Origin of the sequence: Microbacterium sp. NPDC086615 (assembly GCF_040686055.1) — a bacterium.
Taxonomy (GTDB): Bacteria; Actinomycetota; Actinomycetes; order Actinomycetales; family Microbacteriaceae; genus Microbacterium.
Map to the genome: position 1 here is coordinate 17,016 of NZ_JBFBJJ010000010.1, position 13,984 is coordinate 30,999.

16 protein-coding genes are annotated in these 13,984 nt (G+C 71.1%); 14 read left to right on the forward strand and 2 right to left on the reverse strand.

What is annotated here, in order from left to right:
- Positions 1-33: 33 nt before the first annotated feature.
- From AB0O24_RS11225 to glmM, 4 genes are all read left to right on the forward strand, one after another.
- The gene (locus AB0O24_RS11225; protein ID WP_363374898.1) at positions 34-801 is read left to right on the forward strand and encodes a type II CAAX endopeptidase family protein; all 768 of its coding nucleotides are present in this window, start codon (positions 34-36) and stop codon (positions 799-801) included.
- A 187-nt stretch (positions 802-988) separates the two neighbouring features.
- A complete protein-coding gene (gene rplM / locus AB0O24_RS11230; RefSeq protein ID WP_058597861.1) occupies positions 989-1,435 on the forward strand; it encodes a 50S ribosomal protein L13 in 447 nt (148 codons plus the stop codon).
- A gap of 24 nt (positions 1,436-1,459) precedes the next feature.
- A complete protein-coding gene (gene rpsI, locus AB0O24_RS11235; RefSeq protein WP_058597862.1) occupies positions 1,460-1,930 on the forward strand; it encodes a 30S ribosomal protein S9 in 471 nt (156 codons plus the stop codon).
- 14 nt (positions 1,931-1,944) lie between these two features.
- Complete coding sequence (gene glmM / locus AB0O24_RS11240) at positions 1,945-3,300, forward strand: phosphoglucosamine mutase (protein WP_307382689.1); 1,356 nt, start codon at positions 1,945-1,947, stop codon at positions 3,298-3,300.
- A gap of 100 nt (positions 3,301-3,400) precedes the next feature.
- Here glmM and AB0O24_RS11245 read toward each other — a convergent pair whose 3' ends face one another.
- On the reverse strand, positions 3,401-4,330 hold the full coding sequence (locus AB0O24_RS11245) for a Ppx/GppA family phosphatase (RefSeq protein ID WP_363374901.1): 930 nt from the start codon (positions 4,328-4,330) through the stop codon (positions 3,401-3,403).
- 51 nt (positions 4,331-4,381) lie between these two features.
- Here AB0O24_RS11245 and coaA point away from each other — a divergent pair, with 51 nt between their 5' ends.
- The 10 genes from coaA to AB0O24_RS11295 all read left to right on the forward strand — a co-directional run bounded on the left by coaA (position 4,382) and on the right by AB0O24_RS11295 (position 13,039).
- Positions 4,382-5,326, forward strand: a complete 945-nt coding sequence (gene coaA / locus AB0O24_RS11250) for a type I pantothenate kinase (protein ID WP_058597865.1) — start codon at positions 4,382-4,384, stop codon at positions 5,324-5,326.
- A gap of 54 nt (positions 5,327-5,380) precedes the next feature.
- Positions 5,381-7,231: a glutamine--fructose-6-phosphate transaminase (isomerizing) gene (gene glmS, locus AB0O24_RS11255; RefSeq protein WP_275796169.1), complete on the forward strand. Its 1,851-nt coding sequence runs from the start codon at positions 5,381-5,383 to the stop codon at positions 7,229-7,231.
- A gap of 96 nt (positions 7,232-7,327) precedes the next feature.
- Positions 7,328-7,708 carry a holo-ACP synthase gene (locus AB0O24_RS11260; RefSeq protein WP_363375119.1) on the forward strand — a complete coding sequence of 127 codons (381 nt, stop codon included), beginning with the start codon at positions 7,328-7,330 and terminating at the stop codon, positions 7,706-7,708.
- Positions 7,705-8,826, forward strand: coding sequence for an alanine racemase (gene alr / locus AB0O24_RS11265; RefSeq protein WP_363374905.1), 1,122 nt, complete (start codon positions 7,705-7,707; stop codon positions 8,824-8,826). The genes AB0O24_RS11260 and alr overlap by 4 nt, the downstream gene beginning before the upstream one ends.
- Entirely contained in the window at positions 8,823-9,326 is a 504-nt protein-coding gene (tsaE, locus tag AB0O24_RS11270) for a tRNA (adenosine(37)-N6)-threonylcarbamoyltransferase complex ATPase subunit type 1 TsaE (protein ID WP_363374908.1), read from the forward strand. The genes alr and tsaE overlap by 4 nt, the downstream gene beginning before the upstream one ends.
- Positions 9,327-9,405: 79 nt before the next feature.
- Entirely contained in the window at positions 9,406-10,611 is a 1,206-nt protein-coding gene (locus AB0O24_RS11275) for an OmpA family protein (protein ID WP_363374911.1), read from the forward strand.
- Position 10,612: 1 nt separating this feature from the next.
- Positions 10,613-11,134 carry a DUF3060 domain-containing protein gene (locus AB0O24_RS11280; RefSeq protein ID WP_363374914.1) on the forward strand — a complete coding sequence of 174 codons (522 nt, stop codon included), beginning with the start codon at positions 10,613-10,615 and terminating at the stop codon, positions 11,132-11,134.
- Complete coding sequence (locus tag AB0O24_RS11285; protein ID WP_363374916.1) at positions 11,131-11,412, forward strand: DUF4190 domain-containing protein; 282 nt, start codon at positions 11,131-11,133, stop codon at positions 11,410-11,412. Before AB0O24_RS11280 ends, AB0O24_RS11285 begins: the two co-directional genes overlap by 4 nt.
- Positions 11,409-12,125, forward strand: a complete 717-nt coding sequence (locus tag AB0O24_RS11290) for a response regulator transcription factor (protein WP_363374919.1) — start codon at positions 11,409-11,411, stop codon at positions 12,123-12,125. The genes AB0O24_RS11285 and AB0O24_RS11290 overlap by 4 nt, the downstream gene beginning before the upstream one ends.
- The gene (locus tag AB0O24_RS11295) at positions 12,122-13,039 is read left to right on the forward strand and encodes a HAMP domain-containing sensor histidine kinase (RefSeq protein WP_363374922.1); all 918 of its coding nucleotides are present in this window, start codon (positions 12,122-12,124) and stop codon (positions 13,037-13,039) included. Before AB0O24_RS11290 ends, AB0O24_RS11295 begins: the two co-directional genes overlap by 4 nt.
- Here the strand turns inward: AB0O24_RS11295 and AB0O24_RS11300 are convergent.
- Positions 13,014-13,937, reverse strand: a complete 924-nt coding sequence (locus AB0O24_RS11300; protein ID WP_363374924.1) for an alpha/beta hydrolase — start codon at positions 13,935-13,937, stop codon at positions 13,014-13,016. The two genes, AB0O24_RS11295 and AB0O24_RS11300, sit on opposite strands and share 26 nt — an antisense overlap.
- Positions 13,938-13,984: the final 47 nt, after the last annotated feature.

Sequence of the window (13,984 nt, forward strand, 5' to 3'; positions counted from 1 at the left end):
ATGCCGCGGAATCACGCCTCTACGGTGGCGATCATGAGCGCCCGCGATGCCGAATCCCTCGACGGCGCCCCGATGCGACGACGACGTCGTCGTCCCCACCGCGCCTGGCGTGAGGGCGGGGCGACGACGGCGCCGTGGGGGCTGGAGCTGCTGGGGTGGGCGACGGCCGCCGCGGGTGCGGGTGCCCTGGTCGCGCGGGCTCTCGCACCCGTCCTGCCCGCTTTGAGCTCTGCGATCGTCTCGCAGGCGGTCATCTGGGTCAGCCTCGCTGTCCCCGTGGTCTGGGCGTGGAGCCGCTCTCGCCCTCGCGGTCTTCTCGCCTTCCGCGCCGTCGACGTCCTGTACGGGGCGGTCCTCGGGGTCACCCTGCGATTCGTCCAGGGAGCCCTGGCGCAAGCCGAGAGCGGACCGCTGCCGTGGCCGTCGACCCCCAGCGTCGATGGGGCCCTCCCCGACGGTTTCGTCGTCGACGCGATCTCCGCTGTCGTCGTCGCCCCCGTGCTCGAAGAACTCCTCTTCCGCGGTGTCGTGCTCGTGTGTGCCTACACGATTGTCCGCCGGTGGGCGGGGCGCGTCGCCGGAGGGATCGCGGCGACGGCGATATCCGCGGCGCTGTTCGTCTCCGCGCACCTTCTCGCGGCGACGCTGTCCGTTCCGGATGTGTGGGCTCTCGCGCTGGTCGGGGTCGTCACGGCCGTGCTCGTGCTCGGTACCGGCAGGCTGTGGGGGGCGGTCGCCACGCACATCGTGTTCAACGCCACCGGGATCGTCCTCGTCGCCGTCGGGACCCTCTGGGGGTGACGGATCGCCCGCGTTTGGTCTCGGCATCCGAATGTCGTAGTCTTGATCTTTGGTGCCTGCCTCTCTGCGAGCAGGTTGCCCGAACGTGAGCCCTCCACCGGCCCTGTTCCCCGGTCTTCGACACGGGAACGGACCACCGGAGCGGGATTCACGAACTCCTCCGTTCGATCAAGAAAGCAGCACTACTGTGACGCGCACTTTCACCCCCAAGGCCGCTGAGGTCACGCGCGAGTGGGTCGTTATCGACGCCACCGACGTCGTTCTCGGCCGCCTGGCCTCGCACGCGGCGGTCCTCCTCCGCGGCAAGCACAAGCCGACCTTCGCCAACCACATCGACTCCGGCGACTTCGTCATCGTGATCAACGCCGAGAAGGTGGCGCTCACGGGTCAGAAGCTCCAGAACAAGAAGGCGTACCGCCACTCGGGCTACCCGGGCGGTCTGAAGTCCGTCACCTACGACGAACTCCTCGAGAAGAACCCTGTCCGCGCGGTCGAGAAGGCCATCCGCGGCATGCTGCCCAAGAACAGCCTCGGCGCGGCGCAGCTCAAGAAGCTCAAGGTCTACCGCGGCGCGGAGCACCCCCACGGTGCCCAGCAGCCCACGGCATACACCTTCGACCAGGTCGCCCAGTAAGCGCCGCCGGATAAGGACGAAACAGTGTCGAACATCGACTCCAGCAACTACAGCACCGAGACGCCGGCCGAGCAGTCCGTCGTCGCCGCCGAGCGCCCCGTGCTCTCGGTCCCCGGCGCAGCCGTCGGCCGCCGCAAGCAGGCCATCGCCCGCGTGCGCCTGGTTCCCGGCTCGGGCACGATCACGGTCAACGGCCGCACGATCGAGGACTACTTCCCGAACAAGCTGCACCAGCAGCTGATCAACGACCCGTTCACGGTGCTCGAGCTCGCGGGCTCGTACGACGTGATCGCGCGCATCTCCGGCGGCGGCCCCTCGGGCCAGGCCGGCGCACTGCGCCTGGGTATCGCCCGTGCGCTCAACGAGATCGACGCCGAGAACAACCGCCCGACCCTGAAGAAGGCCGGCTTCCTCTCGCGCGACGCTCGCGTCAAGGAGCGCAAGAAGGCCGGTCTCAAGAAGGCCCGCAAGGCGCCTCAGTACTCCAAGCGCTGAGTTCGAAACTCCGTATGCCTCTTTTTGGCACGGACGGGGTGCGGGGGCTGGCCAACGGCCTCCTCACCGCCGAGCTCGCGTTGCACCTGGCCCAGGCGACTGCCGTCGTCCTGGGCCAGGGCCGTTCTGCGGAGGCGCGCAAGGCCGAGGGGCGTCGCCTCACGGCCGTCGTCGCGCGCGATCCTCGCGTCTCGGGGGAGTTCCTCGCAGCCGCGGTCTCCGCAGGGCTGGCTTCCTCCGGTGTCGACGTCCTCGACGCCGGCGTCATCCCGACCCCCGCTACCGCGTTCCTCATCGCCGACCGTGACGCCGACTTCGGCGTGATGGTCTCGGCCTCGCACAACCCCGCTCCCGACAACGGGATCAAGATCTTCGCCCGTGGCGGCACCAAGCTCCCCGACATCGTCGAGCAGCGCATCGAGCGCGCTCTCGAGGGGGAGCGTCTGCAGCCCACGGGCGCCGGTGTCGGCCGTATCCGTCGCTTCGCGGATGCCGAGGACAGGTATGTGCTGCACCTGCTGGGCTCGCTGCCGCACCCGCTCGACGGCATCCATGTCGTCCTCGACTGCGCGCACGGAGCAGCCGCCGGTGTCTCTCCCGAGACGTTCAAGGACGCCGGCGCGACGGTCACCGTGATCGGCGCCGACCCCGACGGACTGAACATCAACGACGGCGTCGGCTCGACGCACCTCGACGTGCTCGCCGAGACCGTCGTGCGCCTCGGCGCCGACGTCGGCATCGCCCACGACGGGGACGCCGACCGCTGCCTCGCCGTGGACGCGCAGGGCAACGTCGTCGACGGCGACCAGATCATGGCGATCCTCGCGGTCGCGATGAAGGAGCGTGGGACGCTCGTCGACGACACGCTCGTCGCAACCGTCATGAGCAACCTCGGTCTCCACCGGGCGATGGAGGCCCATGGCATCCGGGTCCTCCAGACCGGCGTCGGAGACCGCTACGTGCTCGAGGCCATGAACGAGGGCGGATACTCCCTCGGCGGCGAGCAGTCGGGGCACGTCATCATGAGCGACTTCGCCACGACCGGCGACGGACTGCTGACGGGTCTGCACGTCGTCGCCGAGATGGCGCGGCAGGGGAAGACCCTCGCCGAACTGGCGTCGCTGATGACGGTGTACCCGCAGGTGCTCGTGAACGTCCGCGGTGTCGACCGCGACGGTGTCGGCGATGAGGGCGTGCAAGCGGCGGTCGCCGCGTCGACGGCCGAGCTCGGCGACTCCGGGCGCGTGCTGCTGCGCGCCTCGGGGACCGAACCGCTGGTCCGCGTGATGGTGGAGGCGGCGTCGGAGGATGTCGCTCGGGCCCACGCCGACCGGCTCGCCGACGTCGTGCGGGAGCGCCTCGCGCTGTAGGCGCTCGTCCCCTCGACGAGTTCGAGAACCTCCGCGCGCGTCCGGTCCCTTCGACAGGCTCAGGGACCTCGATTCATCGGAGTCGCTGAGCCTTCGTCGTTCAGTACTCCAGCGACTCGATGTAGCGCAGCAGCACGCCCTCGCGCAGAGCCCAGGGTGAGACCTCGAGCTCTTCGACGTCCATGGCCTTCATCGCGCGCTCAACCACGATCGCGGCGGCGACGATCTGGAACGTCCGATCCGCGGTGATGCCGGGCAGTGCCTCGCGCGCGTCGGCGGGAATCTGCGCGAGACGCGGGATCCAGTCCTTCAGCTGCCGGCGGGGCAGGACCATGCGGTCGATCCCCGACCAGCCCGGCACCGGGTACCCCGCGAGCTTCGCGAGAGAGCGGATCGCCTTCGACGACCCCACCACGTGGTCGGGTCGGGGGAGCGCGGCGAAACGTTCGGCCACCGGTGCCAAGACCGACATGGCGTGCTGGCGCAGCGCGTCGATCTCGTCGGCGCTGGGCGGATCGTGGGGGAGGAACTGCACGGTCGAGCGTCCCGCGCCGAGCGGGACCGACTCCGCGAGATCGGGCAGCTCGTCGGCACCGCCGGCGATCTCGAGCGATCCGCCGCCGATGTCGAACAGCAGGATCTGTCCCGCCGACCACCCGAACCAGCGCCGCACCGCGAGATAGGTGAAGCGCGCCTCGGTCTCGCCGCCGAGCACCTGCAGCGGCTGGCCGAGGGCTTCCTCGATCCGCGCGATCACGGCATCGCCGTTGGTCGCCTCGCGGACCGCCGACGTCGCCGTCGCGAGGAGTTCGTCGACGCCCTCGGCCTCAGCCGTCGCGCGCGCCGCGGCGACGGCATCCACCAGCCCCTTCACGCCCTCGGGCGAGATCGACCCGTCGGGCTGCAGGTAGCGCATGAGGCGCAGTACCGAGCGATGGGACGTGGTGGCTGTGGGACGGCCCCCGGCGCGCGCGTTGGCGACGAGCAGGTGGACCGTGTTCGAGCCGATGTCGAGGACTCCGAGACGCACGGTCCGAGCGTAGTGGGAAGGCACCGATCGGCCCGCGAGTAGCATTGCCGCGTGTCCGAGACCGCCGCCGCACCGTCGCTGAGCCCCTATCGACAGATCGATCGAGCCGAGTGGGCCCGCATGGCCGGGGGGATCGAACAGCCGCTCACCGAGACCGAGGTCGTGCAGTTGCGCGGCATCGGCGACCGGCTCGACCAGCGTGAGGTCGCCGAGGTCTATCTGCCGCTGAGTCGCCTGCTGAGCCTCTACGCGCGCGCCACGCGGCGGCTGGGGGCCGACACGAGCGCCTTCCTGGGAGAACCGGATGCCACGACCCCGTTCGTCATCGGGGTCGCCGGATCCGTGGCGGTGGGCAAGTCCACCATCGCGCGCCTGCTGCGCGAGCTGATGAGTCGCTGGCCCGACACCCCGCGGGTCGAGTTGGTGACCACGGACGGCTTCCTCTACCCGAACGCCGAGCTCGAGCGGCGGGGCCTCATGGATCGGAAGGGATTCCCGGAGTCTTACGATCGGCGAGCTCTCGTCGAGTTCCTCAGCGAGGTGAAGTCGGGGGCCGAGGAGGCGCGCGCTCCGTTCTACTCCCACGTGCGGTACGACATCATGCCCGATGCGCACGTCACCGTGCACCGCCCGGACGTCGTCATCGTGGAGGGGCTCAACGTGCTGCAGCCGCCGCCCTCGCCGAACGAGGTCGCGGTCAGCGACCTGTTCGACTTCTCGATCTACGTCGACGCCGATGCCGCCCACATCGAGCGCTGGTACGTCGACCGCTTCCTGGCGCTGCGCGACAACGCCTTCACGAACCCGTCATCGTTCTTCCGCGTCTTCGCGGACATCAGCGACGAAGAGGCGGTCGAGCGGGCGCTCGGTTTCTGGCGCGAGATCAACCTCCCCAACCTCGAGGAGAACGTCCTGCCCACGCGGCACCGCGCGAAGCTCGTCCTGCAGAAGGGTGCCGACCACACGGTCGAGTCGGTGCTGCTGCGCAAGCTCTGACCCCTCCCGCCCGACGGGAGTTCGTTCAGGCGCGGCCCCGTAGACTCGGAAGCTATGTGCGGAATCATCGGTTACGTGGGTCCTCGGCAGAGCCAGGACATCCTTCTCGCGGGTCTGTCGCGGCTGGAATACCGGGGCTACGACTCCGCGGGCATCGCCGTGATCGACGGCGACGGGGGCCTCGGCATGCGCAAGCGCGCGGGAAAGCTCGCCGTGCTGCGCGACGACCTGGAAGCCTCGCCGATGCCGAATGGCACGACCGGTATCGGTCACACCCGCTGGGCCACCCACGGCGGCCCGACGGACGCAAACGCGCACCCGCACCTGGCCGACGATGACAAGCTCGCCGTCATCCACAACGGCATCATCGAGAACTTCGCCGAGCTCAAGAGCGAGCTCGTGGGCGACGGCTTCGCGTTTCGCAGCGAGACCGACACCGAGGTCGCCGCGGTCATGATCGGCCGGGAGTACGCCCGGACCAAGGACCTGGTACAGGCGTTCCGCTCCGTCGTGTCGCGCCTCGAGGGGGCGTACACGCTCCTCGCGATGCACGAGGACCACCCGGGTCTCGTCGTCGGCGCCCGGCGCAACTCGCCGCTCGTCATTGGCCTCGGCGAGGGCGAGAACTTCCTCGGCTCCGACGTCGCCGCCTTCGTCGAGCACACCCGCAACGCCCTCGCGATCGGGCAGGACGAGATCGTCGCCATCACCCCCGACGGCGTCGAGGTCACCGACTTCTCGGGCGCTCCCGTCGAGGTCGAGGCGTTCGAGGTCACCTGGGACGCGTCCGCGGCAGAGAAGGGCGGCTGGTCGTCGTTCATGGCCAAGGAGGTCTCGGAAGAGCCCGAGGCCGTCGCCAACACGCTGCGCGGTCGTATCCACGAGGGCCGTGTCGAGATCCCCGAGCTCGAGGGTATGGACGAGTTCCTCGCCGACATCGACCGGATCCTCGTCATCGCCTGCGGCACCGCCGCGTACGCCGGCATGGTCGGCAAGTACGCGCTCGAGACCTGGACGCGTGTTCCCGTCGACGTCGAGCTCGCGCACGAGTTCCGCTACCGCGATCCGGTGCTCTCCCCGCGCACCCTCGTCGTCTCGATCAGCCAGTCCGGCGAGACGATGGACACCCTCATGGCCGTGAAGTACGCGCGCTCGCGCGGCGCGAAGACCCTGTCGATCTGCAACACGCAGGGTGCCACCATCCCGCGCGAGTCGGATGCCATCGTCTACACGCACGCCGGCCCCGAGGTCGCCGTGGCCTCCACCAAGGCCTTCGTCGCGCAGATCACCGCGCTGTACCTGCTGGCCCTGCACGTCGGTCGGGTTCGCGGGGCGATCGACCCCATGGTCGCCGTCGAGGCCGTCACCGAGCTCGAGGCGGTGCCGGGCAAGATCGCCCGCGTGCTGGAGACCGAGCAGGCGCGCATCGAGCAGCTCGCCCACTGGATGGCCGACACCCGCTCGGTCCTCTTCCTCGGGCGGAACGTCGGATACCCCATCGCGCTCGAGGGTGCGCTGAAGCTCAAGGAGCTGGCGTACATCCACGCCGAGGGCTTCGCTGCCGGCGAGCTCAAGCACGGCCCCATCGCCCTGATCGAGCCCGGGCAGCCCGTGTTCGTCGTCGTGCCCTCGCCGCGTGGGTCGGGTGAGATGCACAAGAAGGTCGTCTCGAACATCGAGGAGATCCGCGCTCGCGGCGCTCGCGTGATCGCGATCGCGGAAGAGGGCGATGTGGCCGTTCTCCCCGCCGCCGACGAGGTCCTTCGCATCCCGCTCGCCGCTCCCCTCTTCGAGCCGCTGCTGGCCGTCGTGCCGCTGCACATCTTCGCGATGGGCCTGGCCGAGGCCAAGGGCCTCGACGTCGACCAGCCGCGCAACCTCGCGAAGTCCGTCACGGTCGAGTAAGCCGGATCGGGAAAGGGGTCGGATGCCGTGGCATCCGGCCCCTTCCTGCTCCGCGTCACCGGGCAGAATGGACAGGATGCCAGGAGGGGAGGACGCATGATCGTCGGAATCGGCGTCGACCTGGTCGACGTGCCGCGCTTCGAGGAGCACCTCGCGCGGACTCCGCGGCTGCTGCTCCGCCTGTTCGGTCCGGCGGAACGCCTGCTCAAGCCCCGCTCGCTGGCCGCGCGCTACGCGGCGAAGGAAGCGCTCATCAAGGCGCTCGGCGGGTCGGACGGCGTGCACTGGACCGACATCGAGGTGGCGTCCGAGCCTTCGGGTCGTCCGGTCTTCGCCCTGCGCGGCGAGACCGCGCGCACCGTCGCCGCGCGGGGGATCACCGCGCTGCACCTCTCGATGTCGCACGACGCGGGGCTCGCCACCGCCTACGTGATCGCCGAAGCCGGAACGCAGACCCCTCCAGGAGACACCGCATGAGAATGGCACCGGGAGTGCTCCGCGAAGCCCTCATCGACGTGGACGCGATCGCGGAGAACGTCCGACACCTCCGACGTCTCACCGGGGTCGAGGTCATCGCGGTCGTCAAAGCCGAGGGGTACGGGCACGGGGCGCACCGCGCGGCGGCGGCTGCCCTGCGCGGAGGAGCGACGCGGATCGGTGTGTCCGACATCGACGAGGCTCTCGCTCTGCGCCGGTCCGGGATCCACGCGCCGCTGTTCGCGTGGCTGCACGCGCCGGGGGCGTCGTTCGTCGAGGCGGTGCGCCACGACATCGAGCTCGGGATCTCCGACATCGACCAGTTGCTGCGTGCGGCCGAGTCGGCTCAGGGCGACCGCCCCGCGGCGGTGCACCTCAAGATCGAGACGGGCCTCTCGCGTAACGGCGTCGCGCCCGCCGACTGGCGAACCGTTTTCGCCGAGGCTGCGCGCCTCGAGCGCATCGGACGGCTGCGCGTGGTCGGGCTGTTCTCGCACCTGTCGAACACGAGCGAGGCGGACGATCTCGCCGCGCTCGCTCGCTTCGAGGAGGGCGTCGTTCTCGCGGCATCCGCGGGTCTGCATCCGCCGCTCCGGCACATCGCCGCGACGCACGCCGCCATCGCGCTCCCGCAGACGCGTCTGAACGCCGTGCGCATCGGCATCGGCATCTACGGCATCTCGCCGTTCCACGACCGCACGTCGGCGGATCTGGGCCTGCGCCCGGCCATGACCCTGCGCGGAGCGGTGTCGGCCGTTCGCCGCGTTCCAGCGGGGACAGGGGTGTCGTACGGCTACGCCTACCGCACGGAGCGCGACACGACCCTCGCGCTCGTGCCCCTCGGGTATGCGGACGGTGTGCCCCGACAGGCTTCGGACCGAGGTCCCGTCGTGATCGGAGGGCGCCGCTTCACGGTCGCCGGACGCATCGCGATGGACCAGTTCGTCGTCGACGTCGGCGACCACCCGGTGTCGGTCGGCGACGAGGTCGTGCTGTTCGGCGACCCGACGCTGGGCGTCCCGGCGGCTCGCGACTGGGCCGACGCCGCCGACACGATCGATTACGAGATCGTCACGCGCATCGGCGCCCGGGTGCCGCGCAGGGAGGTCGGCGCATGAGCGTGCCCGACGACCTGCTCGGGGAACGGCGGATCGACGGTCCGGGCGACATGGAGGAGCTCGGCCGCGCCCTCGGTCGCGCGCTGGAGCCGGGCGATGTCGTCGTGCTGACCGGACCGCTCGGCGCCGGGAAGACGACCCTGACCCGGGGGATCGGCGAGGGGCTCGGCATCCGGGGTCCCGTCCAGAGCCCGACCTTCGTGATCGCGCGCACGCACCCCTCGCTGGTCGGGGGGACGCCTCTCGTTCACGTCGACGCGTATCGCCTGGGAGCCGCGGTCGAACTCGACGACCTCGACATCGACGTGGCGGGGTCCGCGGTGATCGTCGAGTGGGGACGCGGCGTCGCCGAGCACCTCGCCGACTCCTGGTGGGAGATCGAGATCGACCGCGAGGTGGGCGGTCGCGGTGTCGACAACGCCTGCGGCGAGATCGCGCCGCACACGCTCGACCTCGACGCGGACGCTCCGCGGACGGTGACGATCTCGCGCCGCCCGTGAGCCGGCGGCGCGAAGGTTGTCGCGAAACCGCGACACCTCGGCGATACGCCTGCGACACCGGGTCAATACGGTGGATGCCATGAGTCCATCCCCCCGCTCTCTCTCGGCCCGGCGGGCCCTCGGCGTTTCCGCCGCTCTCGCCGCGCTGGCTCTCGTCGGGTGCAGCGCGGAGCCGGTGGCATCCGTCTCCGCCCCTTCGCCGTCGATCGATGCGGGGACACCGACGCCCGAGCCGGACGTCGCCCGGGTCGCCGGATACGACGTGGGCGAGTTCCCACCGGTGCCCCTGTTCACCCTGCCCGACCTGGCGTTGCTGGACGACTCGGCCTCGGCCTTCACGATCGAGGCGTCGTCGTCGCTCGCGTCGCTGCCCGGCGTGACGGTCGGTTCCGCGCCGTGCGACGCCGGGCAGAGCGTGAGCGCGGGAGCCGGCACGGCGGTGCTGTACGGCGACGGCTCTGGCGCCTACACCGCGGCCGACGGAACCGTGCGCAACTTCGGCGACGGGTCGGGCGCCACGACCATCGGGGGCGTCGAGATCCAGAACTTCGGCGACGGTTCGGGGTCGTACACCTCGGGTGACGTGGCGATCCAGAACTTCGGGGACGGCTCGGGAACGTATCGCGACGCGACCCGCGACGTGCAGATCTTCGGCGACGGGTCGGGCACGAGCACCCGCGGCGACGAGAGCATCCAGAACTTCGGCGACGGTTCGGGGACCTACCGCGCCGGAGCGGTCGAGATCCAGAACTCCGGCGACGGTTCCGGGTCGTACCGCGACGGCGTCGTGGAGATCCAGAACTTCGGCGACGGCACGGGCACGGTCGACGGGATGGCGGTTGCGGTCGACCCGCTGCCGCCCGTCCCGAAGCTGGGCGTGTTCCCGCCTCTCACGGCGCTCGCGCCGGTGGCCAGCTGCGGCACCACCCTGACCCTGTCCGACGCGGTGCTTTTCGACTTCGATTCGGCGGAGATCCGTCCCGACGCGGCATCCGTACTCGACGCGCTCGCGACCGTCCTCACCCGAGCGGCCGTCCCGGCGGCGACGGTTTCGGGACACACGGATGCCATCGGCACCGACGCCGAGAATCAGGTGCTGTCGGAGCGCCGGGCGCAGGCCGTCGTCGAGGCGTTCCGCCAACGGGGAACGCCCACCAGCTGGACGGCGGAAGGGTACGGAGAATCCCGGCCCGTCGCCGCGAACGAGATCGGCGGGGTCGACAACCCCGCCGGTCGCCAACTCAACCGCCGGGTCGAGATCCTCGTCCCCACTCTCGGAGGCTGACATGCGCAGAATCACAACATCCGCCCTGGCCTTGGGCCTCGCCCTGACCGCTCTCACCGGCTGCGCCGTGAGCATCACGGACAAGGATGCCGCCGGCCCCGTCGCCTCGCCCACCGACGCCTCGACTCTCGAAATGGCCACGGACGATCCGCGGCCCGAGGTGATCGCGCCGCCCGCCTCCGACGCGCCCGAGGCGCCGTCGAACCTCCGTACCCGCGACGAGGCGATCTCGCTCGCGGGCACCACCGTCGCCTGCACCCCCGGTCTCGTCATCGCCGACGACGGCAAGGTCGTCCGGGTCGAGGGAGCGTGCGACGACGTGACCGTGTCGGGATTCGCGACGGTGGTCGTGCTCGACGACGTCTCGACGCTCACCGTGAGTGGCGACGGCATCGTCGTGTACGCCCAGCAGGTGGGCGATCTCGTCGTCAGCGGTGACGTGAACACGATCCTCTGGCGGGGGAGCGCGCCGCGCCTCGACGACACGGGCGTGGCGACGACCTCCGTGCGGGACGAGCGATGAGCGCGCCGGTCCCCGCGTGGGCGCCGGCAGCGCCGCGGACGAACGGTCTCGCGATCGCCTCCCTCGTCCTGGGCCTGTGCGGATTCGGCATCCTGCCGGTGATCTTCGGGCACATCGCCCTCGGACAGATCCGTCGCACCGGCGACCGCGGCGCGACGCTCGCGATCGTCGGTCTCGTGCTGGGTTACCTCGCGCTCGCCGCGACGATCATCGGCGTGGGGCTCTTGATCGCCGTCGCGGTCGGCGTCCCCGTGTTCGCCACGTGGGTGTCGTCGTGAGCGACGAACGTCCCGGCATCCTGCTCGTCGACGACGACGAGACGATCCGCGCCGGCCTCGGCGCCTTCCTCGAACGCAGCGGCTATCGCATCGTCGTCGCCGCGGACGGGCAGGAGGCGCTCGATGTGCTGCCTACCGGAGATATCGCGCTCGCCGTGTGCGACGTCATCATGCCGCGCATCGACGGGCGCGAGTTCGTCCGGCGCGTGCGTGCTGAGGGGCGGTGGTTGCCCATCATCCTGCTGACCCAGGTGGGCGAGTCGTACGAGCGCAGCGCCGCCCTCGACGAGGGTGCCGACGACTACCTGAACAAACCGTTCGACCCGCAGGAGCTGCTCTCGCGCGTCCGGGCGGTGCTGCGGCGCAGCGTGCCGGGTGAGCGTCCGCTGAGCGCGGCACCGCGACTGCGGGCGGGATCCCTCGAGCTCGACCGGTCCGCTCGCCGCGTCTGGCGCGACGGCGCCGAGGTGACCCTGACGCCCAAGGCCGTGATGCTCCTGGACTACCTCATGGCCCATCCCGGGGAGGTGCACACGCGCGATCGGCTCTTGACGGCGCTGTGGGGCTTCGATTTCGTCACCTCGACCCGCGCGATCGATCACCGCATCGCGGAGCTGCGGCGCGTGCTCGGGGACGACCCCGGTGCGCCCCGCTACATCGAGACCGTGCAGAGCGCGGGATACCGCTTCGTGCACCCGGTCGGTGCCGCGTGAGCCGGCGGACGGCGGCGCTCGCGATTGCGCTGCCCGTGTCTCTCGCGGCGATCGCGGCGCTGGTGCTGTTCGTCGCCGGGGAGCGCAGAGCGCTGACGGTGAGCACGGCCCTGCCCCTCGTCGTGGTGTACGTCGGCGCGGGTCTCGCGATCGTCGCTGCGGTCATCGTGATCGGCGTGGCGCGGCGAGGCCGGGCAGAAGCAGCGCGCGCCATCGCGCGGGACGAGGGATACCGCGCGGGGCGCGATGAAGAGCGCGATGCGCATCGACGCTTCCTCGCGCGGCTGGATCACGAGCTGAAGAACCCGATCACGGCGATCCGGGCGACTCTGGCGGGAGTCGATCCCGCGGCCGCCCCCGCGCACGTCGAGGTCATCGACGCGCAGGCGCGGCGGCTCGCAGCCCTCGTCGGCGACCTCCGCAAGCTCTCCGAGATCGAGACGCGACCGCTCGAGACCGAGCCGGTCGACCTCGAGGCGCTCGCTCGCGACGCGGTGCACGCGATCGAACAGCAGCGCCCCGAGGCGCGCGGACGCATCAGCGTCATCGCCGAGCGGGTGCCGTGGTCGGTTCCCGTGCTGCCGGGAGACCCCGATCTGCTCGCTCTGGCGCTCGACAACGTCCTCGCCAACGCGGTCAAGTTCTCGGCATCCGGACCCATCGAGGTCCGCCTGCGCGAGGACGCCGGAGGCGCCGTCATCGAGGTCGCCGACACCGGACGCGGTGTTCCGGCCGACGCCCAGGGGCTCGTCTTCGACGACCTCGCGCGCGCGGCGAACGCCCGCGACGTGCCCGGTTCGGGGATCGGTCTCTCGCTGGTGCGGACGATCCTGCACCGCCACGGCGGGGGCGTGGAGCTCCGCTCGCGCGAGGGCGCGGGGACCGTCGTCACGCTGCGGTTGCCGACCGCCTGACCGGCGCCGGCACACGGTCGGCGACCCAGACCTCGCGGAGCGCCAGCAGCGTGAGGACCGGCTGCTCGACGTGTGCGAAATGACCGCTGTCGTCGAGGACGACCTCGTCGAGATCGCGGATCAGCCGCCGCCATCGCTGACCATCGCGCGCCGCGACGAACACGTCGTGGCGCCCTCTCACCACGCGGACCGGGCACGCGACACGTCTCCAGACGGCGTCGTCGTGAGTGCGCCCCCCGCGAGCGGCGGCGAGGAACGAGGCGGGGCGGATGTCGGACGCGAGGGCGTCGCTCACCGCACGGTTGACGCGCGTGGGATGCCGGAACAGCGGCCGCGCCAGCACGCGCAGCAGGCCCGTTCGCGCCAGCAGGGAGAGCAGCGGTCGCGACAGGGGCCCGAGGCCGCGGAGCACGCGCATCGCCAGGATCATGCCGCTGAGCCCGGGCAGGGTCAGGATGCCGCGGACCGGGTGCCGTGCCACGATCCGCGCCCCCCGTCCGCTCGGCGAGACCACGCCGACGGCGACCGTCGCCGCGGGGAAGCGCGCGGCGACATCCAGCGCGACCACCGCCCCGAGCGAGTGCCCGACCACGCGCCAGCGCGGGTACCCGAGTGCGCGCGCGACGGCCGCCATGGCCACGGCGAGGTCTCCCGCGTCGGGAACGGGTCCGGCCGACTCGCCCCAACCGGGCAGATCGATCGCCACGATGTCCGACAGGGGGCGCCGCATCTCGTCCGACGCCGCGATCAGCGGAATCCACGTCCGCCACGATCCGGCTGCGCCGTGCAGCAGCACGGTGGCGACCGGGCTCCCCGACGCTCGGCCCGCGTGGACGACGATCGGTCCCACCGCGGTGGGAACGACGAGCCTTCGCAGGCCGAGCTCGGTGGCATCCATGATCCTTCTTCGGAACACGGGGCCCGATCGGATGCCACGACCTGCGG

Excerpts from the sequence above, each read along its gene's own strand:
- AB0O24_RS11225 (WP_363374898.1), top strand. The coding sequence starts at position 34 with ATGAGCGCCCGCGATGCCGAATCCCTCGACGGCGCCCCGATGCGACGA.
- glmM (WP_307382689.1), top strand. The coding sequence starts at position 1,945 with ATGCCTCTTTTTGGCACGGACGGGGTGCGGGGGCTGGCCAACGGCCTC.
- glmS (WP_275796169.1), top strand. The coding sequence starts at position 5,381 with ATGTGCGGAATCATCGGTTACGTGGGTCCTCGGCAGAGCCAGGACATC.
- AB0O24_RS11260 (WP_363375119.1), top strand. The coding sequence starts at position 7,328 with ATGATCGTCGGAATCGGCGTCGACCTGGTCGACGTGCCGCGCTTCGAG.
- alr (WP_363374905.1), top strand. The coding sequence starts at position 7,705 with ATGAGAATGGCACCGGGAGTGCTCCGCGAAGCCCTCATCGACGTGGAC.
- tsaE (WP_363374908.1), top strand. The coding sequence starts at position 8,823 with ATGAGCGTGCCCGACGACCTGCTCGGGGAACGGCGGATCGACGGTCCG.
- AB0O24_RS11275 (WP_363374911.1), top strand. The coding sequence starts at position 9,406 with ATGAGTCCATCCCCCCGCTCTCTCTCGGCCCGGCGGGCCCTCGGCGTT.
- AB0O24_RS11280 (WP_363374914.1), top strand. The coding sequence starts at position 10,613 with ATGCGCAGAATCACAACATCCGCCCTGGCCTTGGGCCTCGCCCTGACC.
- AB0O24_RS11285 (WP_363374916.1), top strand. The coding sequence starts at position 11,131 with ATGAGCGCGCCGGTCCCCGCGTGGGCGCCGGCAGCGCCGCGGACGAAC.
- AB0O24_RS11300 (WP_363374924.1), bottom strand. The coding sequence starts at position 13,937 with ATGGATGCCACCGAGCTCGGCCTGCGAAGGCTCGTCGTTCCCACCGCG.